Annotated in this window: 16 protein-coding genes; 5 read left to right on the top strand and 11 right to left on the bottom strand. The window is 69.7% G+C overall.

What is annotated here, in order from left to right:
* Positions 1–5 precede the first annotated feature (5 nt).
* Both metH and ACH442_RS00750 read left to right on the top strand, forming a co-directional pair.
* Entirely contained in the window at positions 6–3,644 is a 3,639-nt protein-coding gene (metH, locus tag ACH442_RS00755; protein ID WP_396120452.1) for a methionine synthase, read from the top strand.
* A 17-nt stretch (positions 3,645–3,661) separates the two neighbouring features.
* Positions 3,662–4,147, top strand: coding sequence for a gluconokinase (locus tag ACH442_RS00750; protein WP_396120451.1), 486 nt, complete (start codon positions 3,662–3,664; stop codon positions 4,145–4,147).
* A gap of 50 nt (positions 4,148–4,197) precedes the next feature.
* On the opposite strand, the gene ACH442_RS00745 is transcribed toward ACH442_RS00750, so the two are convergent.
* Both ACH442_RS00745 and ACH442_RS00740 read right to left on the bottom strand, forming a co-directional pair.
* A complete protein-coding gene (locus ACH442_RS00745; protein WP_396120450.1) occupies positions 4,198–5,022 on the bottom strand; it encodes a metal-dependent hydrolase in 825 nt (274 codons plus the stop codon).
* Positions 5,023–5,131: 109 nt separating this feature from the next.
* The gene (locus ACH442_RS00740; protein WP_396120449.1) at positions 5,132–5,530 is read right to left on the bottom strand and encodes a DUF1707 domain-containing protein; all 399 of its coding nucleotides are present in this window, start codon (positions 5,528–5,530) and stop codon (positions 5,132–5,134) included.
* Positions 5,531–5,738: 208 nt separating this feature from the next.
* On the opposite strand from ACH442_RS00740, the gene ACH442_RS00735 reads away from it, so the two are divergent.
* Positions 5,739–7,076 carry a sensor histidine kinase gene (locus tag ACH442_RS00735; RefSeq protein WP_396120448.1) on the top strand — a complete coding sequence of 446 codons (1,338 nt, stop codon included), beginning with the start codon at positions 5,739–5,741 and terminating at the stop codon, positions 7,074–7,076.
* Positions 7,073–7,744 (top strand): response regulator, encoded by a 672-nt coding sequence (locus ACH442_RS00730; protein WP_396120447.1) that lies wholly within the window; start codon positions 7,073–7,075, stop codon positions 7,742–7,744. The genes ACH442_RS00735 and ACH442_RS00730 overlap by 4 nt, the downstream gene beginning before the upstream one ends.
* A gap of 435 nt (positions 7,745–8,179) precedes the next feature.
* Here the strand turns inward: ACH442_RS00730 and ACH442_RS00725 are convergent, their stop codons facing one another.
* From ACH442_RS00725 to ACH442_RS00715, 3 genes are all read right to left on the bottom strand, one after another.
* A complete protein-coding gene (locus ACH442_RS00725; RefSeq protein WP_396120446.1) occupies positions 8,180–8,665 on the bottom strand; it encodes an NUDIX hydrolase in 486 nt (161 codons plus the stop codon).
* A 211-nt stretch (positions 8,666–8,876) separates the two neighbouring features.
* Positions 8,877–10,355, bottom strand: coding sequence for a diguanylate cyclase (locus ACH442_RS00720; RefSeq protein ID WP_396120445.1), 1,479 nt, complete (start codon positions 10,353–10,355; stop codon positions 8,877–8,879).
* 50 nt (positions 10,356–10,405) lie between these two features.
* Positions 10,406–12,226 (bottom strand): amylo-alpha-1,6-glucosidase, encoded by a 1,821-nt coding sequence (locus ACH442_RS00715; RefSeq protein WP_396121005.1) that lies wholly within the window; start codon positions 12,224–12,226, stop codon positions 10,406–10,408.
* 114 nt (positions 12,227–12,340) lie between these two features.
* Between ACH442_RS00715 and ACH442_RS00710 the strand changes: the two genes are divergently transcribed.
* Complete coding sequence (locus ACH442_RS00710) at positions 12,341–14,974, top strand: MGH1-like glycoside hydrolase domain-containing protein (protein WP_396120444.1); 2,634 nt, start codon at positions 12,341–12,343, stop codon at positions 14,972–14,974.
* 10 nt (positions 14,975–14,984) lie between these two features.
* Here ACH442_RS00710 and ACH442_RS00705 read toward each other — a convergent pair whose 3' ends face one another.
* The 6 genes from ACH442_RS00705 to ACH442_RS00680 form a co-directional block, all read right to left on the bottom strand.
* Positions 14,985–16,385: a CBS domain-containing protein gene (locus tag ACH442_RS00705; RefSeq protein ID WP_396120443.1), complete on the bottom strand. Its 1,401-nt coding sequence runs from the start codon at positions 16,383–16,385 to the stop codon at positions 14,985–14,987.
* Entirely contained in the window at positions 16,379–16,867 is a 489-nt protein-coding gene (locus ACH442_RS00700; protein WP_396120442.1) for a hypothetical protein, read from the bottom strand. Before ACH442_RS00700 ends, ACH442_RS00705 begins: the two co-directional genes overlap by 7 nt.
* Positions 16,864–17,802: a ParA family protein gene (locus tag ACH442_RS00695; RefSeq protein ID WP_396120441.1), complete on the bottom strand. Its 939-nt coding sequence runs from the start codon at positions 17,800–17,802 to the stop codon at positions 16,864–16,866. Before ACH442_RS00695 ends, ACH442_RS00700 begins: the two co-directional genes overlap by 4 nt.
* 334 nt (positions 17,803–18,136) lie before the next feature.
* On the bottom strand, positions 18,137–18,409 hold the full coding sequence (locus ACH442_RS00690) for a hypothetical protein (RefSeq protein ID WP_396120440.1): 273 nt from the start codon (positions 18,407–18,409) through the stop codon (positions 18,137–18,139).
* A gap of 72 nt (positions 18,410–18,481) precedes the next feature.
* On the bottom strand, positions 18,482–19,120 hold the full coding sequence (locus ACH442_RS00685) for a type IV toxin-antitoxin system AbiEi family antitoxin domain-containing protein (RefSeq protein WP_396120439.1): 639 nt from the start codon (positions 19,118–19,120) through the stop codon (positions 18,482–18,484).
* A gap of 174 nt (positions 19,121–19,294) precedes the next feature.
* Positions 19,295–21,154 carry an anthranilate synthase family protein gene (locus ACH442_RS00680; RefSeq protein WP_396120438.1) on the bottom strand — a complete coding sequence of 620 codons (1,860 nt, stop codon included), beginning with the start codon at positions 21,152–21,154 and terminating at the stop codon, positions 19,295–19,297.
* Positions 21,155–21,168 lie beyond the last annotated feature (14 nt).

The raw sequence follows: 21,168 nt of genomic DNA, 5'->3' as shown, positions 1-21,168 counted from the left end.
TACCCGTGACTCAGTCCGTCACCACGCTGCGCGAGCTGCTCGCCGAGCGGGTCCTGGTGCTGGACGGTGCTGCCGGCACGCTGCTGCAGGGCGCCCGCCTCACCCCGGCCGACTACCGTGCCGACCTCATCCCGGCCGACCACGAGCAGGACGTCACCGGCGACCCCGACCTGCTGAGTCTGACCCGTCCCGACGTGATCCTCGACATGCACCGGCAGTACCTCGCGGCCGGCGCGGACATCGTCACGACGAACACGTTCACCGCGACCAGCATCGCCCAGGCCGACTACGGGCTGGAGCACCTGGTCCCCGAGATGAACCGGCGGTCCGCGGCGCTGGCCCGGCAGGCCGCCGACGAGGCCGAGGCGAGCGACGGGCGGCGCCGGTTCGTGGCCGGCGACGTCGGCCCGCTGAACGTGACGCTGTCGTTGTCGCCCAAGGTCGACGACCCGGCCTATCGCGCCGTCACGTTCGATCAGGTCAAGACGGCGTACGCGCAGCAGATCTCGGCGCTCGCCGAAGGCGGCGTCGACCTCATCATGATCGAGACCATTTTCGACACGCTCAACGCCAAGGCGGCGATCGCGGCGGCCCACGAGGTCGCCCCCGAGCTGCCGCTCTGGGTGTCGGTCACCATCGTCGACCTCTCCGGCCGCACACTCTCCGGGCAGACCGTGGAGGCGTTCTGGCGCTCGATCGAGCGGGCCCACCCGATGGTCGTCGGGCTGAACTGCGCGCTCGGCGCGACCGAGGCCCGCCCGCACGTGGCCGAGCTGGCCCGCCTGTCGGACACGTTCGTCGCCGCCCACCCGAACGCCGGGCTGCCGAACGCGTTCGGTGGCTACGACCAGACGCCGGAGGAGACCGGCGCCCTGATCGGCGAGTTCGCCGTGTCGGGCCTGGTCAACATCGTCGGCGGCTGCTGCGGCACCACCCCGGCGCACATCGCGCAGGTCGCGCAGGCCGTGGCCGGCACCGCCCCGCGGGTCATCGCCCCGCCCGCGCCGACCACCCGGTTCAGCGGCCTGGAGCCGTTCGCGATCGGGCCGGACACCGGCTTCGTCATGATCGGCGAGCGGACCAACGTGACCGGTTCGGCCAAGTTCCGCCGGCTCATCGAGGGCGAGGACTACCAGGCCGCCGTCGACGTCGCGCTGGACCAGGTCCGCGGCGGTGCCAACCTGCTCGACGTGAACATGGACGCCGACCTGCTCGACAGCGAGCGGGCGATGACCACGTTCCTCAACCTGATCGCGACCGAGCCCGAGGTGGCCCGGATCCCGATCATGATCGACAGCTCGAAGTGGGGCGTGCTCGAGGCCGGCCTCAAGTGCGTGCAGGGCAAGGGCGTGGTCAACTCGATCAGCCTCAAGGAGGGCGAGGCGGTCTTCCTCGAGCACGCCCGCCGCATCCGGGACTTCGGCGCCGGCGTGGTCGTGATGGCCTTCGACGAGCAGGGCCAGGCCGACACGGCCGACCGCAAGGTCGAGATCTGTGGCCGCGCCTACGACCTGCTGGTCGCCGACGGTTTCGACCCGACCGACATCATCTTCGACCCGAACGTGCTCGCCGTCGCCACCGGCATCGCCGAGCACAACGGGTACGCGAAGGCGTTCCTCGACGCCCTCCCGCGGATCAAGGCGCGCTGCCCCGGCGCCCGCACCAGTGGCGGCATCTCCAACCTGTCGTTCGCGTTCCGTGGCAACGACGTGGTGCGTGAGGCCATGCACTCGGCCTTCCTGTTCTACGCGGTCCAGGCCGGGCTCGACATGGGCATCGTCAACGCCGGTCAGCTCGCCGTCTACCAGGACATCCCGGCTGATCTGCTGGAGCTCGTCGAGGACGTGCTCTTCGACCGCCGCGAGGACGCCACCGACCGCCTGGTCACCTTCGCCTCCACGGTCACCGGCAGCGGCGCCAAGCGTGAGGTCGACCTCTCCTGGCGCGAGACGACCGTCGAGGAACGCCTCAGCCACGCCCTGGTGCACGGCATCGTCGACTTCATCGAGGCGGACACCGAGGAGGCCCGGCTGAAGCTGCCGCGGTCGCTCGACGTGATCGAAGGCCCGCTGATGGACGGGATGAGCATCGTCGGCGACCTGTTCGGCTCCGGCAAGATGTTCCTGCCCCAGGTCGTCAAGAGCGCCCGCGTGATGAAGCGCTCGGTCGCCTACCTCCTGCCGTACATGGAGAAGGAGAAGACGGAGGGCTCCCGCGGTCAGGGCAAGGTCGTGCTCGCCACGGTCAAGGGCGACGTCCACGACATCGGCAAGAACATCGTCGGCGTGGTCCTGGGCTGCAACAACTACGAGGTGATCGACCTCGGCGTGATGGTCCCGGCCGCGAAGATCCTCGACACCGCGATCGCCGAGGGCGCCGACGCGATCGGGCTCTCCGGCCTGATCACGCCGTCCCTGGACGAGATGGTCGCGGTCGGCGCCGAGATGCAGCGCCGCGGGCTCAAGCTGCCGCTGCTGATCGGCGGAGCGACCACGTCGAAGCAGCACACCGCGGTGCGCATCGCCCCGGCGTACGACGGCTCCACCGTCCACGTCCTGGACGCGTCCCGCGTCGTCGGCGTCGTCGGCGACCTGCTCGACGCCGACCGCGCGGTCAAGCTCGACGAGGCGAACCGGGCCGAGCAGGAGCGGCTGCGCGAGCAGCACGAGAAGCGGCACGCGCAGCCGCTGCTCACGCTCGCCCAGGCCCGGGCCAACCGGGAGGTCGTGGACTTCGCCGAGCTGCCGACGCCGGCCTTCACGGGTGTCCGCGAGGTGCAGCCGACCATCGCCGAGCTGCGCGAGATGATCGACTGGCAGTTCCTCTTCCTGGCCTGGGAGCTGAAGGGGAAGTATCCGGCGATCCTCAAGGAGCCGGTCGCCAAGGAGCTCTTCGACGACGCCAACGCGATGCTCGACCAGATCATCGCCGAGGGTTCGTTCCAGGCCCGCGGGCTGTACGGTTTCTGGCCGGCGCACGCCGAGGGCGACGACATCATCCTGGACGGGGGGCGCGGCTTCCCGATGCTGCGCCAGCAGACCGAGAAGCCGGCCGGTCGCGCCAACCGCTGCCTCGCCGACTACATCGCCCCGGCGCCTGCCCGTGACGGAAACCGGAAGGGCACCCCGTGGGAAGGTGACCACCTCGGCGGCTTCGCGGTGGCGATCCACGGCGCCGACAAGCTCGCCGCGAAGTACGAGGCCGAGCACGACGACTACAAGGCCATCATGGTCAAGGCGCTGGCCGACCGGCTGGCCGAGGCGTTCGCGGAATACCTGCACCTCAAGGCCCGCCGCGACTGGTTCGAGCCGGGTTCGAAGCCGGACCTGGCCGACCTGCACGCCGAGCGCTTCCGCGGCATCCGCCCGGCCCTGGGCTACCCGGCCTGCCCCGACCACAGCGAGAAGAAGGACCTGTTCCAGCTCCTCGACACCGGCCGGATCGGGGTCGGCCTGACCGAGTCGTTCGCGATGACCCCGGCCGCGGCGGTCAGCGGCCTGATCTTCGCCCACCCCGACGCCAAGTACTTCACGGTCGGCCGGCTGGGTAAGGATCAGATCGACGACTACGCTGCCCGGCGGGGCATGCCGGTCGCCGAGGTGGAACGCTGGCTGCGGCCGAACCTGGCCTACTCGATCGACTGAGACGACGGGGGAGCGCAATGATGCCGATCGTGGTGATGGGTGTCGCGGGCTGCGGCAAGAGCACGGTCGGCAAGGCGCTCGCGGCACGTCTCGGCCTGCCCTACGCCGAGGCCGACGACTTCCACCCGCCGGCCAACGTGGCGAAGATGCACGCCGGGACGCCCCTGACCGACGGGGACCGGGCGCCCTGGCTGGCCGCCATCGCGGACACCATGAAGGACGGTGACCTCGTGGTGTCCTGCTCGGCGCTCAAGCGGGCGTACCGGGACGTGCTGCGGGGCGGGAATCCGGAGGCGTTCTTCGTCCACCTCGTGCTGACCCCGGAAGTGGCGACGGCCAGGGTCAGCGGGCGGGCCGGGCACTTCATGCCGAGCACGCTGGTGGCGTCACAGTTCGCCGTCCTGGAGCCGCTGGCACCGGACGAGAACGGGATGGGCGTGGATGCCACGCTGCCCCTGGACCGGATCGTCGAGAAGGCGGCCGGCCGGCTCACGTCGTACTGAATCGGGAATCTTCCGGTTTGCCGAAGGCCGCTCCCCGGGAGCGGCCTTTCCTACTTGGCGGCCCAGACGTCCAGGTGCAGGCGTTCCAGCAGGACCGGGGCGAAGAGCCCGACCAGCGACACACACGAGATGATCGTGAACGCGGTGGTCAGGACGACCGTCTCGGTCTTGCCGCCGACCTTCACCGCGAACTGGTTCGGGATGCCGATCATGCGCCACATCCGGCCCCGGCCGGTCGGAATCGGCCAGAAGATCGGCACACCGTTCTTCGTGATCATGTCGCCGAGCAGGTGCACCACGCAGCCCGCGCCGACCGCGAAGCCGAGCAGCGGGTAGCCGCGGTCACCCGCCAGGTTCGCCGCGGTGAACCAGGCGATGCCGGCCGAGGCGAGCGTGACGATCAGCCAGCCGGCCTTCTCCGCCCACTTCTCGAACAGGCCGCGCAGCGCCAGGCCGGCCATGAAGAAGATGATGCCGACCACCGCCCACTTGCCGTAGTGCGCGGCCAGCGCGGTGGTGCCCCAGCCGACCAGCGCGGCGAACGGCAGCGTGTGCGTGAACGTCCGGTGCCCGTGGTCCCGCCTCGGGTCACGGCTCTGCCGGGTCGCGGTGTAGATGCCCAGCGAGATCTTCTCGATCACCTCGGCCACGAACAGCGAGATCACGCCGAACGTCCGGGCCACGGTGGCGCCACCCTGGTTGGTGGTCACCTTGCCCGACAGATCAAAATCGGGCAGCAACGCGCCACCGGCGGCCATCGCCGTGCCCACGCCGATCATCAGCGGTGTCTGGTGATAGTCAGCGAACTGGTCAAGCGCCCAGCTGCCGGCCAGCCAGGCGGCCGCCCCCGACAGTGCGTGCGACGGTCCCATCATGTGCGTCGTCCCTCCCCGAACAAACTGCGACACTGTCGCAGAGGCGGGGACGAAGATCAACGACCGGGGCGTCCACAGCGGAGTGGAGTCGGCCACCCGACAATCACGGTCAATGCCCGAGGTGCACCCGGTGCGGCCGGCCGAGGTCGCCCCGGCCGTGACGGGCGTGCCGGAGAACGCTCATGAACAGGAAGAACAGGGGCAGCGCGGGCCAGAAGAAGTGCGCCCCGGAGAGCACCCAGAGGCCGATCAGGACACCCGCCAGGATCATGGTGAAACTGACCTGCCGCTGCACGGACCGGCGTGTCGCGGGCCGGCGCAGCGGCGGCAGATCCCCGGTCAGCGCGGCCAGCTCGTCACGGAACTTCGCCGCATAGGCGGCCGTCATCCGCTCCGCACCCTCGTCCAGGGTCAGCCGGCCCTCGCCCATCGCGGCCCGCAGGATCTCGGCGGTCTGCTCACGCTCGGTGTCGGAGGTCCGCAGCCGGGTCACTCGTTCGGGATACACGTTGTCCTCCTCGACGTTTTCCTCACCCCAGGGTCCGCTCCGGGCAAGGCCGCGGCGTCGGCTCGGCGACGCATTCTCTTCACGATCACCAGCATTTCCCGTACGCCCGTGGGCGTAGCCGTGGGCCGGGGATACGCCCACGGGCGTACGCGCGGATCCGGACCCAGGGCCGATGCCGGCGCCGCCGGGGTGACGTAGTTTCGGCGGCATGGGCAAGCGCGGCCGCAACCGGCGCCGGGGGTCGCACGGGCACCCCGGCCTCGACGGCTGCGGTGCCCCTGACATCCCTGGTCCGCTCCGCATCGGCCGATTCGACAGCACGCCCGGGAGTGACCCGGAGCGGCCCGGCGTGCGGTGGCGGCAGCGGGTGTGGCAGGTGCACGGCGGGTGGCCGCCCAACGCGGTGATCATCGCGACGGTCATCCAGATGGTCGCCACGAACATCCTCTCCACGCACGGCCTCCTGCACCGCCCGTGGGACAACACCACCACGCTGCTGTTGCTGGCCGGCCCGCTCCTGCTGTTCTGGCGGCACCGCGCGCCGGTCACCGTCTTCCTGCTCACCTCGGCCGTCTCGATCGTCCTGCTCACCCAGTTGGTGCTCCACGAGGTCTACGGGGTGGCCCCGGTCGTCGCGCTCTTCTCGCTGGCCCGCACCCGCCGTCGCCAGACCGCCCTGCTCTGCGCCACCCTCGTGTGGGGCGTCTGGCTGGGTGTCACCATGGGTCTGGCCGGGCTGCTCGGCATCGCCTCGTGGGCACAACCCAAGACCGGGCAGGCCTGCCTCGCCGCCACCGTGCTGGGTGTGGTGATCCTGCTCGGCGGCGCCGCCCGGATCCGCGCGGAGAACTACGCCGAGCAGGCCCGGACCCGCGCCGAGCAGACCCGCCGCCGCGAGGAGCAGGAGAAACGTCAGGCCTCCGAGGAACGGCTGCGGATCGCGCAGGAACTGCACGACGTGCTCGGCCACCACCTGTCACTGATCAACGTGCAGGCCGGGGTCGGGCTGCACCTCATGGACCAGCGGCCGGAACAGGCCCGCGAGGCGCTGACCGCGATCAAGAGCGCCAGCGCCGAGGCGCTGCGGGAGGTCCGGTCGGTGCTCGGCGTCCTGCGCACCGAAGGGGAGGCCGCGCCCCGGCAGCCGGCCCTCGGGCTGGTCATGCTGGACCAACTGACCACGACCGCCGGCATCCCGGTCCGCACGATCGTCACCGGCGAACCGCGGGACCTGCCGGCCGAGGTCGACCGGGCGGCGTACCGGATCGTGCAGGAAGCCCTCACCAACGTGCGCCGGCACGCCGGGCCCCAGCCCGAGGCGGACGTCGCCGTCGGATACCTGCCGGGCGCGCTCTACCTGTCCGTCCGCAACGGCGGGCCGGCGCCGCCGCTCGCCGCCGACGGTGACACGGGCAGTGGCATCGCCGGGATGCGGGCACGGGCGGAAAGCCTCGGCGGGCGGCTCGAGGCGGGACGCCCACCGACCGGCGGCTTCCTGGTCACCGTCATCCTGCCGACCGCCACTTCTTCAGAGGGGGAACAATGATCTCGGTGGTGCTGGCGGACGACCAGGCGCTCGTCCGGGCCGGTTTTCGCGCCCTGCTCGACGCCGAACCGGACATCCAGGTCGTCGGGGAGGCCGCCGACGGCGTCCAGGCGGTGACCCTGGTCCGGGCCACCCGGCCCGACGTGGTGCTGATGGACATCCGCATGCCCGGCGTCGACGGCCTCGAGGCGACCAGGCGGATCGCGGCCGACCCGGCATGCGCCGACACCCGGGTCGTCATCCTGACCACGTTCGAACTCGACGAGTACGTGTTCGAAGCCCTCCGGACCGGCGCCTCCGGATTCCTCGTCAAGGACACCGAGCCGGTCGAACTGATCCGCGGCGTCCGCGCCGTGGCCGCCGGCGACGGGCTGCTCTCCCCGAGCGTGACCCGCCGGGTGATCGGCGAGTTCGCCGGCGCCGGCGCGGCCCGCCGCCCCGACCCGCCCCGCGAACTCGACCAGCTCACCGACCGCGAACGTGAAGTGATGGCACTGGTCGCCGAGGGCCTCTCCAACGACGAGATCGCGGCGCGGCTGGTGATCAGCCCGGCCACCGCCAAGACCCACGTCAGCCGCACGATGATCAAGCTGGGGGCGCGTGATCGGGCCCAGTTGGTCGTCTACGCCTACGAGGCCGGCCTGATCCGCCCCGGCTGGCTCGCCTGACCCCCACCGTTCCCGCCGCCCCCGCCCCAGCCGCCCCTTGAGCCAGCCGTTTCCGCTTCAGCCGCGCCCGGTCTGGGCGCGCCGCTCCAGCCGGCGCCGCGTCCCAGCCTGAGGCCGCCAGCGGGCGTGGCACAGGCCCCGGCCGGCTTGCCGGCCGGGCCGGCTCAGCCGGCGCTGAGCAGTGTTTCAGCGGGCCGGTATGACCTGTGGGGGCCAGCCGGGCCCGCGGCTGATGCTCAGCGTTGTCTCGGCGGGCCGGTACGACCGCCGGGAGCGAGCCGGGCCCGCGCGGCTGATGCTCAGGGGTGTGCCGATCGCCGGTGACACCCCGCAGCGCCGGCTGCCCGCAGGGCCGGCTGCCCCGTAGCGCCGGCTGCCCGCAGGGCCGGCTGCCCCGTAGCGCCGGCCGCCCCGCCGCGGCGGGGTTCGGGTCCGCTAGAAACCGCCCTCCCCGGGAGGGGCGAAATACGGCGGGGCATCGTCGTCCAGCGCGACGGCCAGCATGCGGCGCGTGAACTCGTCGAGCTCGGGAAGGCCGTCGAGCGGGAACCATGAGACGGCCAGCGACTCGCTGTCGTTGACCCGGGCCTCCCCGCCGACCGCGCGACAGCGGAAGAACGTGTTGACCATCTGGCAACGGTCCCCGTTCAGGTACGTGACCGGATGCGACACCACCCCCGCCAGCCGTTCGATCTTGATCTGGACCGCGGTCTCCTCCTGCACCTCGCGGACCACGGCGTCGGCCGGCTGCTCGCCCGGGTCCATCAGGCCGGCGATCAGGTTCCACTTCGCGTTGTCGCTGCGCTGGTGCAGCAACAGTTCGCCGCGGTCGTTCAGCACGATCGCCGACACGGTCGGGAACATGATCAGTTCCTGGCCGACCCGGTCACGCAGGTTCCGGACGTATTCGGAGGCTGGCATGCCTCGAACCTATCCACGCCCGGTTGCCGAGGTGTGAACATGCCGTGCGACACCCGCCGGCACGTGATCATGAGTTCGGCCGGCGTAGGCCCCACCCTTACCAAGGGGGCAGACCGCCCACGCACCATTATCGCGGAAGAGCGGGGCGAGACGGGTGAGCGCGGCGTCTTCCTGTGGACGACCGGCTGGTGTGGACAAGCCGCGCGGCGGCTCAGCTTCTGGTAGGGGCCGGGGTGTGGACCTCCGGGGCGATCACCGCCCGGTTCCGGCCGGCCGACTTGGCGGCGTACAGGGCCTCGTCCGCTGCCCGGAGCAGTTCGGCCGGGTCGGCGACCGGCCCGGGGACGGTGGCGGCGCCGACCGAGGCGGTGACGGTGATCAGGGTCTGGTCGGTGACCTCGACGGGCAGGTCGGCTATCGCCTTGCGGGTGCGTTCGGCGAGGGGGAGCAGTTCGGCCGCGGTGAGGTGCGGGATCACGGCGATGAACTCCTCGCCGCCGTACCGGGCGAGGGTGACTCCGGCCCGGGCGCCGGTGGCGAGTCGCCGGGCGAGTTCGCGGAGGACCCGGTCGCCGCCCGGATGCCCGTACGTGTCGTTGATTTTCTTGAAGTGGTCAATGTCGATCATGAGCAGGCCGAGGCTGTAACCGGCGCGGGCGGCCCGCCGGCATTCGGTGGCGAGTGTCTCCTCGAAGAACCGGCGGTTGCGCACCCCGGTCAGGCCGTCGGTGTCGGCGGCTCGCCGCTGGGCGGCGACGAGCCCGGCCATCCGGGCGACGACCAGCAGGAACATCACCGCGCAGGCGGCGCTGGTGAGCGGGATGTTCACGGCGCGCCCGGCCAGGTGTTCGCCGAACTGCAGGCCGGGCACCATCAGCACCGAGCACGTGATCAGGGTGAGCCGGGCGGGGGTGGCGTCGGGCGCGGCGACCTGGCTGCGCGAGTCGAAGTCGCGCATGGCCGGGTGCAGGGCGCCCGCGGCGAGCAGGCCGAGCGAGACGACCCAGGTTGCGCCGGTGAACGGTTCGGTCGTGTTGGATCCACCGAGAAGACCGACGATGGCGTACGCGGTGTCGGCCGCGAACATCAGCAGCAGGTATCCGAGCAGCAGCCGGACCGCGGGGCTGCGCCCGCCGGAGCGCAGCACCAGCCGGATCGCCAGGATCAGCAGCATCAGGTCGAGGATCGGGTACGCCGCCTCGGTCAGTTTCGCGGACATCGACAGGTCCGAGTCGCCGGCCACCGGTTCGATGAAGAATTCCCAGCTCAGGATGCTGGCGCTGATCGCCATGACGAGGGCGTCGAGTCCGGTGGCGAGGTCCCAGCCGGGGGTGCGGCGGCGGATGAAGATGATCACCGCGACGCCGGCCAGCAGGGAGCTGCTCAGGTAGAGCACGTCGCTGGGGGTCGGCTCGGTCGTCCCGCCGGTGGTCCAGACGTCGAAGCTGTAGTTCACGTCGGCGGCGGCGTAGCAGACCTGCCCGGCGGCGAGGGTGATCCACCCGGCCGGGCGGGCCGGCCGGTGGAGCAGGATCCCGGCCACGATGATCAGCGGGGTGCCGCACGTGATCGTCATGTAGACGGTCTCGTAGGCCAGGAACGGCCATCCGAGCATCTGTCCTGCGGCGCGGAGCAGCGCGCAGACGGCGACCACGACGAGCCAGAGCCGCCATGCCCGGTTGCGATCCATGATTCCAGCGTTCCGTCCGACGGTTGCAGAACGGGTGCGACGCCGGAACCTCAGAGTTTCCGCGCCCGGAGTTGTTCGGCGACCGACCAGGCCTGGAACGGGCAGCCGGTGCCGGGGTGCGGTGCGTCCCCGCCGGCGGTCTCCGAGATCGACCCGAGGCCGTACTCGGTCAGGTGCCGTTCGGCGTCGGCGAGCACGTCGGGGATGCCGGTGCCGAGCCGGTGCCAGGCGTCGGCGTACGGCCCGGTGAGCCACGGCCAGACCGTCCCGGTGTGGTACGCCCTGTCCCGTTCGCCTGGCCCGCCCGCGTGCCGCCCGTGGTAGCCGGGCGTCCCCGGCGCCTGGCTGCGCAACCCCATCGGCGTGAGCAGCGCCGCCCCGATCCGCCCGAGCACCGCCGGGTCCGGCCGCAGCGGCGCGTGCGGCAGCGACCAGGCGAGCAGTTGGTTCGGTCGCAGCGTGTGATCGCCGAGCACGTCCTGCAGCTGCCCGGTCAGGGTGGGGAAGGAGCGCTCGAAGCTGTCCCGCGCCTGGGCGTGCAGCGACTCGAAGCCGAGCGGTGCGAGAGCGTTGATCCACAACGCGTTGATGTCAACCGCTTTCCCCGTACGGGGGGTGACCGCCACCCCGTCCACGCGCGCGTCCATCCAGGTCAGCGCCTCCCCGGGCACTCCCTGGGTGAGCAGCCCGTCGGCCGGGTCGGCCTGGATCCCGTAGCGGGTGCCGGCCAGGTGGTGCTCGATCACACCTCTCAGGTCCGGATAGAGCTCGTGGAAGAGGTCGTCGTCCCCGGTGACCGTCACGTGCCGGTCGACCGCGTGCAGGAACCAGAGCGTCCCGTCCGCGGTGTTGTACTCCACGTCGCCCGTGTCCGCGGTGTTCGCGAGCATCCCCTCGGACAGCGTCGCGGCGTAGGAGCGAAGCAGCTCGCGGCCCTCGGCAGCTCGATTGCAGGAGAGGAACAACCCCTCGTAACTGATCATCGTGTCCCGCGACCACGCCCCGAACCACGGATAGCCGGCGACGACGTCCGGTCCCTTGATCACGAACGCGTCGGCGGCGAGCGCGAGGGCGGCCTCGGTCGAGTCGGCCGGGGCCGCGGCGGCGACCACTTCCCGATGGCGGCGCCGGGCCGCGCCGACCGCGCCCGGGGCGGGTGGCGAGGCCAGGTCTCCGGCCCAGGCGACGACCTCCACGGGACTTTCCAACTCGGCGTGGAAGCTCCCGGCGTACCACAAATTTTCTTGATCTTGAAGGCCTCGCGCCCGCTCCTCGCGGTACCGGACGCCCTGGAACCACTCGCCGGCCGAGGCGAAGCCCGGCCCGGCGATCCGGTAGGCGTTCTCGACGATGCAGCCGTCCGCCGTCGGCGCCACGGAGAGCGACGGCCCCTGCTCGCCGTGGGCGTTGCGCCACGCGCAGAGGGCCTCGAGGGTGATCCGGACCGGTCCGCCGGTGATCTGCCGGTGCACGACCGTGACCGCCGCCCGGCCGTGGACCGCGGCGATCTCCCGCTCGACGACCACGTCCCCGATCCGCCAGCGCCATCGCGGTACGCCGTCGATCAGCTCGAACGACGTCAGCAGTTCGTGCCCGCGCGGCTCGATCACCCCGCCGGCCCACTCGTGGCCGCCGAGCCGCACCCGCGCGCCGGAGGGCAGCGTCACGACGGCGTCGAGCGAGGCGAGGCCCAGCATGCGGGACGCCGGTGTTGTTCCGGCCACTACCAGCAACCCGTGGTAACGGCGAGTTCGCAGCCCTGTGACGGTCCCCATGGCATACCCACCCAAACCGTCGGGTAGGAGCCATTCCCGAGTCGAACCGCCGGCCAGATCAGTACATACCTGTGGTCCGAACGCGATCGGTCGCACGGTGGACATGGAAGGGAACCTCCGCCCATGGGGAAGAATCGGCGAGGCCGACACACTTGACACCAGACCGTGACAGTCTCAGTGTGATCGACTCCTGACAGTAAATCGTGGGGGATGGTGAGAACGGACGTGTCGGAGCGGGATCGGCTGGCCCAGGCCGACTCCGGCGAGCAACCGTGGCGCGCCTGGGGTCCCTATCTCTCCGAGCGGGCGTGGGGGACGGTCCGCGAGGACTACAGCGAGCACGGGACTGCGTGGGACTACTTCCCGCACGACCACGCGCGCTCCCGGGCGTACCGGTGGAACGACGACGGCATGGCCGGGATCTGCGACGACCGGCAGACGTTCTGCTTCGCGCTCGCGCTCTGGAACGGCAAGGACCCGATCCTCAAGGAACGGATGTTCGGCCTCGGCGGTGACGGCGGCAACCACGGCGAGGACGCCAAGGACTACTGGTGGTACGAGGACTCCACGCCCACCCACTCGTGGATGCGCTGGCGCTACCACTATCCGCAGGCCGAGTTCCCGTACGACCAGCTGGTCCGCGTCAACGGGCAGCGCACGCGCACCGAGAGCGAGTACGAGCTGGTCGACACCGGCATCTTCGACGCCGACAAGTTCTGGGCGGTGACCGTCGACTACGCCAAGGCCGGCCCGCAGGACATGTGCATCGCGATCACCGTGTCCAACCGCGGCCCGGAGAAGGCGACCCTGCACGTGCTGCCGACGCTGTGGTTCCGCAACACCTGGGCGTGGGGCCTGCCGAACCGGCCGATGCCGTCGCTGAGCGGCACCCCGGGCCGGATCGCCGGGCGGCACCGCTCGATCGGCCACATCACCCTCGACGCCGAGGGGGCGCCGCCGGCCCTGGTCTGCGACAACGAGACCAACGCGCAGCGCCTGTGGGGACTGCCGGGTCGTAGCCCGTACCCCAAGGACGGGATCAATGATTTCCTGATCTCCGACATGCCGACGGTGAACCCGGGTGGCGTCGGGACGAAGGGCTCGCTGCACTACGAGATCACCTGCGGGCCGGGGGAGAGCCGCACGATCCGGCTGCGCCTCGCGCAGACCGACGCGCCGGCGCCGCCGCTCGACCTCGGCGACGAGTGGACCGCGGTGATGCGGGACCGGCTCGCCGAGGCCGACACGTTCTTCGGCGAGATCATCCCGGCCGCGGCCACCCCCGACGAGACCGCGGTGGCCCGCCAGGGCATCGCCGGGCTGATGTGGGGCAAGCAGTTCTACCACTTCGACGTCAAGCAGTGGCTGGTCGGCGACCCGGCCAACTCGCCGCCACCGCCGGGCCGGCGCTTCGGCCGCAACAACGGCTGGTGGCACATGAACAGCTTCGACGTGATCAGCATGCCCGACCCGTGGGAGTACCCGTGGTACGCCGCGTGGGACCTGGCCTTCCACTGCGTCAGCATCAGTCGCGTCGATCCGGGCTTCGCGAAGTCCCAGCTCCTGCTGCTGCTCCGCGAGTGGTACATGCACCCCAACGGCCAGATTCCCGCGTACGAGTGGTCGTTCGGCGACGTGAACCCCCCGGTCCACGCCTGGGCCGCCCTGCGGGTCTTCGAGATCGACGGCGGCCGTGACTACGACTTCCTGTCCAAGGTGATGCACAAGCTGCTGCTCAACTTCACCTGGTGGGTGAACCGCAAGGACGTCGGCGGCAACAACGTCTTCGAGGGCGGCTTCCTCGGGCTGGACAACGTCGGCCCGTTCGACCGGTCGGCGGCGCTGCCGGTGGCCGGGGTGCTCGAACAGTCCGACGGCACGGGCTGGATGGCGATGTACGCGCTGAACCTGCTCGACATGGCGATCATCCTGGCGCTGCACGACCGGGCCTACGAGGACATGGCGACGAAGTTCTTCGAGCACTTCACGTACATCGCCGAGGCGGCGTACCGGCAGGGGCTCTGGGACGACGAGGACAGCTTCTTCTACGACGTGCTGCGCCTGCCCGACGGGCACAAGGTGCCGCTCAAGGCGCGCTCGATCGTCGGGCTGCTCCCGCTCGCCGCCACCACCCGGCTCACCTCCGACACGCTGAACCGGCTGCCCGAGGTGAACGCGCGCGTGCGGTGGATGCTGCACAGCCAGACCGACTACGGCGACGTGATCAGTGCCCGGCGCCTGGGCGGGGCCGACCGCCGCCGCCAGCGACTGCTCAGCATGGTCGGGCAGGAACAACTGCTCCGGATCCTCGCGCGTCTCCTGGATCCCGAGGAGTTCCTCTCCCCGTACGGCCTGCGCACGCTCTCCCGCGCCCACCTGGAGAAACCGTTCACGGTGTCGCTGGGCGGCTCCGACTTCACGGTCGGTTACGAGCCGGCCGAGAGCACCAGCGGCCTGTTCGGCGGCAACTCCAACTGGCGCGGTCCGGTGTGGATGCCGGTCAACTACCTGCTGGTCGAGGCGTTGCGCGAGTTCGCCGAGTTCTACGGCGAGGACCTGCGCGTCGAATACCCGACGGGGTCACAGACGAAGGTGTCGCTGGCCGAGGTCGCCGACGACCTGTCCCGTCGCCTGATCGGCCTGTTCGTCCCGGACGAGACCGGCCACCGCCCGATCTACGGCGCGACCACCCTGTTCCAGACCCACCCGGACTGGAAGGACCTGATCGCCTTCCCCGAGTACTTCCACGGCGACAACGGCGCCGGCCTCGGAGCGTGGCACCAGACGGGCTGGAGCGCCCTGGTCGTCGACCTCATCCTCACCCTCCACGACAAGCCCGATTGAGTTCACCGAGTCAGCCGGTGTACTGGCGCAGGACCCCGTTGATGGTTCGGAGCTGTTCCACGGCATTCACCGGTATCGGGTCCGGATTGAAGTGCATGACGTCATTACGGATTTTGCGTATCTCAGCCAGCCGGGAGACGAAGGCTTTCTGGTCCAGGTCCCACCCCATGCGAGCCCAGAGCGCCGGGTTCTCCAGCACGCGCTGGTAATCGCCCATGGCCATGTCGTGGTATCCGGTGATCCTGCGGCCCTGCGGATCACACAGCGCCGTCACGTCCAGGAGCGGGATCACACGGGCGATGGCTCGCCGTAACAGACGGTCCAGGTCACCGATAAGGATGAACGGGTTCGCCATCGTTCCGTATCGACCGGCTACGTCTGCCGCAGTGACGATGCCCGCGACCGCATTGCTCTCATTCCGTACGAACAGGAAGCCCCGCTTCTGCAGGTCGGTCAGCACCTCCAGGAGATCGGTCCGGTAATCGACGTCGCGGGCCTCCTCGGTCGCGTCGGCGAGCGTGGCATCCGCGTTGATGTGACGGGCCCGAGCGATCGACTGCCAGGTGACCGCCCCGCGCAGCGTGTGTTTGCCGCTCAGGATCGCCAGTTGCGAATAATCGTTCAGCAGCATCTTCGTCATCGCCTCCTGCATCGAGGCGGTGGGTGCGACCGAGGCGACGCCGTTCAGGGCCGACGGAAGATTGCCGATCATGAGGCCGATGTAACGCTCCGCCGAGTCGTCGAGGTCGTCCGAGAGCACACGGGCGGTGTCGGCGGCCTCCTCACTGACCTCTTCCTTCTCGGCTTCCTGAGCAGCAGTGATGATCGCGATCTCGGAGTCCAGGGTGACACCGCGAAAGTTCGGTCGTGTGGCGAGGCCATGGTTCGCGAGATCGGCTTCGATTCGCGCGATGTGATCCCCGCGGTCTCTGGCGCCCCACTGAGAGAGGAGCTCGCGCACTGAAACACGATCAGGCACATCGCCCTCGGCCCGGATCCGGGCGGAACGCAGCCATTCGTGGAGCCGTGTCGCCGATTCGTCAGAATCATGAGGACGGTCGTGCATCGCTGATGTCGCGACGGCCTGGTCGAGCAACTCCTGGCGCAGGGCGTCGAGTGAGTTCCCTGTCGACTCCAGGAGCCAGGCGTGCCAGCCGTCCACAGCCCGCATGTTGGCCGCTACCATCGCCGCTCGGGACGGAGACCGGTACTCCAGCCCGTCGTGGAGGCGGAGACGACCGGTCTCGGTGATCTCGGCGATGTACGAAGCCTTCATGCGAGGCCGGGTGAAGCGGACCTGTTCACCTACTTTAAGCAGGCCTGCCTCGATCAGGTCGCTCAAAGTGACTCGGCGACCGTCCATCAGGTGCATCGAACGGGTGACCGGCTGGTCCTCCTCAGTGGTCACCATTTGGTCAACCCCGCATATTTCTTCTTCGCCCCGATCGCGTGATTCACCAGTCTCTGTTGAAGCTGCCCCCAGCCCTCGCCCTCCCGTAGTGTCAATCCCATTTCGGCGCCGATCCGCACCAGGCTCGATTTGGTGATCCTCCTGCCGTTAGCCTTTAGTCCGGCGAGATATTCGGCGCCTTGCTCAATGGACGAAAAATTCCGGAGCCGGGCGGCGACCGCGGTGAAATCGGTTTCATGATCCTCGGCTGTTCGCGTGCGGCTCTTTCGTGGCTCCGGCTGGTTCGAACTGCCGTTCGAAGGCACATTTTCCGGGAGTGTTGCGGGTACTTCCGGTTCGCGATGTGAGATGGTTTCCGGCTGTGCAAGGGATAGTGTTTTCTGACCCTCAGCTATGTCGCGGAGATGTTCGGGAGCTTGTTGAACGAGGAAGCCGAGAACTTTGTGCAGGAGCTTCAGCGTGGTTATCAGATCAATGTTCATGCACGCTCGTCCTGAGCGGCCAGAGTAGCGACGAATGCCGAGGTCAATGCGCGCACCTCGATGCTCACAGGGTCATTTATGGCGCCAAGAAGGATGGCCGGTATCCCGGAAGGTCCAGCTTCCGCGAAGTAGCGTGGGCTGTTGCGCACCGAAGGCACGAAAACCGGCATGACACCGGCCTCCTGGAGTTCCTCCATCTGCGTTCGTTGCAACAGAATGGGCTTACCCGCCTGAATTTGGGTCATCGTGAAGGCTACGCCCGCGAACCGCGGAGAAATCGGGCGGACGTGACTGCTGCTGGACTCGTGGGCGACGTAGGCGTTGAACTCCTCCACAAGACGCTGCACGCTGCCTTCCAGGTAAGCGATGCCTAGTGTCGACAGGTAGTCCGGTTTGGCCGGCACAAGGATGTGATCGCTGGCCACGATCGCTGTCTTCGTTACCAGGCCGAAGTTGGGCGCGCAGTCGATGAGGACCACGTCGTAGCTGCGGAAGCGGTCCGCCCGCAGCGCCTCGGCCAGACAGGCATGGACTTGGAGGAACCGCCGCTTGGACTCGGCGAGAGTGGTTCCGCCCAGCCGATTCGCCAGATGGAGGTCAATGTCAATCAGGCCGAGATGGGACGCGATCAGGTCCAGCTGCCCGGCGTTCTCCTTGATCCGCTCGTTGACTCGCTCGGGTGTAAGGATCAAATCTTCGAGCGGAACGTCACGCCCGGGTACCTCTCCGTCGTACCAGCGTTTGATAGTGCGCGTCTCGCGGAGTTCGCTGGTCCATTCCTCGACGGAATAAAAGGAGAAAGTGAGATTTGCCTGCGGATCCAGGTCGATCATCAAGACCCGATATCCCGTGTTGGCGATCTCGGCGGCGATGTTCGCGGTCAGGGTGGTTTTGCCGACGCCACCCTTGTAATTCATCACCGAAACGACATGCATCGGCGGCCCCTTGTCTCGCGGTGTTGACCCCGCGGCAACTATAAGGACCATCGAAACGTGCTGTGACCGTCGGCAATCCGACAGAAGGTGCCACAAGAGATCAATCCGCTGTCCAGGCGAGCGTCATCTCGATGATTTGCCGGAATCGACAAGGTGCAGAAATTCGCCCGGCTTGCTCATCGGCGAGTGATGAAAAACGGACGCGGGCCTGGCTGAATCGGCTCAGCCGATGGGTTCGCGCTCCGTGGCGGACCGCTGATGTTGGAAAGTGCGCCGAGCGCACCGGCGCGTACGAACGTGGGTGGAGGCGCCCCGAGTATCCGGGGCGCTCTCCTCAGTGTGAGCGGCTGACGATTTCTTCGGCCACGTGGCGCAGTTGTTCGTGGTCGGGGTGGAAGCCGGCGGCGATGTCCGGGTGCAGGCCGGCCTTGGCCTGCTCCAGGAGCATGCCGGTGACCTGCTCGACGCTCTCCCCGGCGTACTGCTGCTGGATCTTGACCGTGGCGGCCTGCAGGGCGGAGCTGAGCTGATCCTCCAGCGGGCCCTGCAGTTTCTGCTCCACCGGGTTGAGTGACTGCGGATCGAGGGTGACGTGCGGCTCGGCCAAGGTTTCCTCCGGAGGTCAACGACGCCGTGCGGACTTACCCGCCGACAAGTGTTCGGTAAACCGGTCAACGAGTCAGGTGACCCGGGGGAGATCCCAGTCGCCGTCGAAGACCGTCTCCTCGATCAGGGCGCGCCGGGCCAGGCGGGGCAGGCGGGCCAGCACCGGCCGGACCTGGGCCGAGCTGACCAGTTGCTGGTGGTGGACCGCGCCGAGCACGATCATCGCCTCCAGCCCGTCGGCTGCCCACTCTACCGCGTCGACCAGGGCGCGAGCCGCCGTCGTGCACGGGGGCGCGGCTGTCGGGCACACGTCCACGCTGCTGAGTCGCCGGGTGCGGTGCACGAGGACGTCGGGTGGCGTGTGCCGGGCGGGCCGGCCGGCGGGCACCAGCACGTGGACCGGGGCGTCACCGGGCAGGAGGCCGCCGTCGAGGCCGAATTGCCGCAGCGCGGTCACCCCGGCCAGCGGCGCCGGGTGCCCGTGGCCGGCGGCGAGGCTGGCCGTCCACAGGCGCTGCCGGTCGGTGTCGTCGGCCCGGGTCAGGTAGAGCCCGTGGTGCACCCGTCTCCACCGCCCGGTCCGGACCCGATGGCGGACGGCCTTGTCGCTGAGTTGCCGCCGGGCCTGCTGCCAGGTGATCAGACCGTCCTGCCGGTCGAGGAGCGTGGTCAGCGCCCGGTCGTTGCGCGGGGTGAGCCGGTACGTCGTCATGCGTCCAGCATTCGCGCTCTGACCTGCGGTTTCCAGCCCCTGTGGACAACGCCGGGGCGGCCCGCCGCGCTCACCAGCGACGATCTGCGGGTAAAGGGGCGCCGGCCGTACACGACAAGGGTCGGTGGTCCAAGGTGAGGCTCTCGATCACCTTGGACCACCGACGCCTATTCGCTACCCGTTCGCGAGCGGGCTAACCACGTCGGCCAGCAAAGGCGGAAGAAGTTCACGAAGAACGTCGATCCCGTCGCGGCTCAGCACCGACTCCGGGTGGAACTGCACGCCCGCGAAGGCCGGCCCGCGCAGCGCGTGCACCGCGCCGTCGGCGGGGTCCCGGGCGATCTCCACCGGCCCGTACGGCGACGAGATCGCGGCCACCGCGGCGCGCGCCGCGAAGCTGGAGTAGAAGCCGACCCGCCGCACGCTGCCGAAGAGGTCCACCTCGCGGGCCAGCCCCTGGTACGTCTGCTCGCGCCGGAACAGCGACAGCCCCAGGTGCAACGCTAGTAACTCCTGCCCCAGGCAGACCGCGAACAGGGGACGACCGGACGTCAGCCGGGACGCCACGATCCCGCGCAGCGCGACCATCTTGGGGTCGTCGGCCGACGACGGGTCCCCGGGGCCGGGCCCGGCCACGAGCAGGTCGGCGTCGGGCACCGGCGCGGACCACGGCACCACGGTGACGGCCAGCCCGAGCGCCTTGAACTGGTGCGCCAGCATCGCGGTGAACGTGTCCTCGCCGTCCACGATCACCGCGGTGCGCCCGCGCAACGCCGGAACGGCCAGCGCACCCTCCTCGCGGGAGTCGAGCCAGAACCGGGCGAGGTCCACGTTGCGTCCGGCCAGCAGGCGCTGTTCCTCCTCGCCGGCCACGGGCGGGGGCGAGGTCCGTACGGGAATGGTCGCCGCCCCCAGAGCGGACAACACGCCCGCCGCTTTGGTGTGGGTCTCGGCCACCTCGCCCGCAGCCGTCGAGTGCCTGACCAGCGTCGCCCCGACCGGCACCCGCAGCGTCCCGCCGGGCGTGATCTCCGCGGTCCTGATCAGAATCGGCGCGTCCAGGGACTGCGTGCCGTCCTCGGCGACCTCCAGGAGCGCCAGCACGCCCGCGTAGTACCCGCGTCCGCGCCGCTCGTGCCGTGCGATCACCCGGCACGCGTTCTCGATCGGGCTGCCGGTCACGGTCGGCGCGAACATGGTCTCCCGCAGGACCTCCCGCACGTCCAGCGAGCCCCGCCCGGCCAGCAGATACTCGGTGTGCGTGAGGTGCGACATCTGCTTGAGGTACGGCCCGGCGACCTGCCCGCCGTGCTCGGCCACGGTCGCCATCATCTTCAGTTCCTCGTCGAGGACCATGTAGAGCTCCTCGATCTCCTTCGGGTCGCGCAGGAAACCGGCCAGCTCGCCGGAGCCGTGCCGGAACGTGCCGCTGATCGGATTCATCATCACGATGCCGTCGGTCACGCTGACGTGCCGTTCCGGTGTCGCCCCGACCAGCGTCCGGGCGCCGGTGTGGACCAGGAACGTCCAGTACGTGCCCTGCTCGCTCGCCAGCAACCGCCCGAACGCGGCCCGCGCCGCCTCCACCGGATCGCCGTCGACGGTCGCCTCGAACACGCGGTGGATCACGAAGTTCGCGCCCTCGCCGTGCCCGATCTCGTCGCGCAGCACGTCCTCGACGATCGTCCCGTACTCGTCGTCCCCGAGATCGAACCGCCCACCGGAGACCCGCAGCTCACCGGCGGGGAAATCGCTCAGCGGCCGGGTCTCGCGGCTCGCCACCAGCAGACATTCGAGTGGCGCCCCGTCGTCGACGCAGTCGAAGCCGCGCTCGGCGATCTGCCGGTACGGCACCACGGCGAGCACGGGCCGCCCCGGTTCGAGCGGAATGCCGGCGAGCGTGTCCACGGTGATCACGTCACCGGTGAGCACTTCGACGTGGTCGGCGCCGTCGCGGTGCAGGAGAGCGAAAGGCTGGTGCGGCATGGTTCCTCGTTCCGGGCCGGGCGCCCGCGCCGCCGAGGTCCGGCCCATGCGAAACGGCCGCC

The organism is Actinoplanes sp. NPDC020271 (assembly GCF_044388125.1).
In the GTDB taxonomy this organism is placed as follows: domain Bacteria; phylum Actinomycetota; class Actinomycetes; order Mycobacteriales; family Micromonosporaceae; genus Actinoplanes.
Note: the sequence above shows the minus strand (reverse complement) of the source record. Positions and strands in the feature narration are given on the sequence as shown.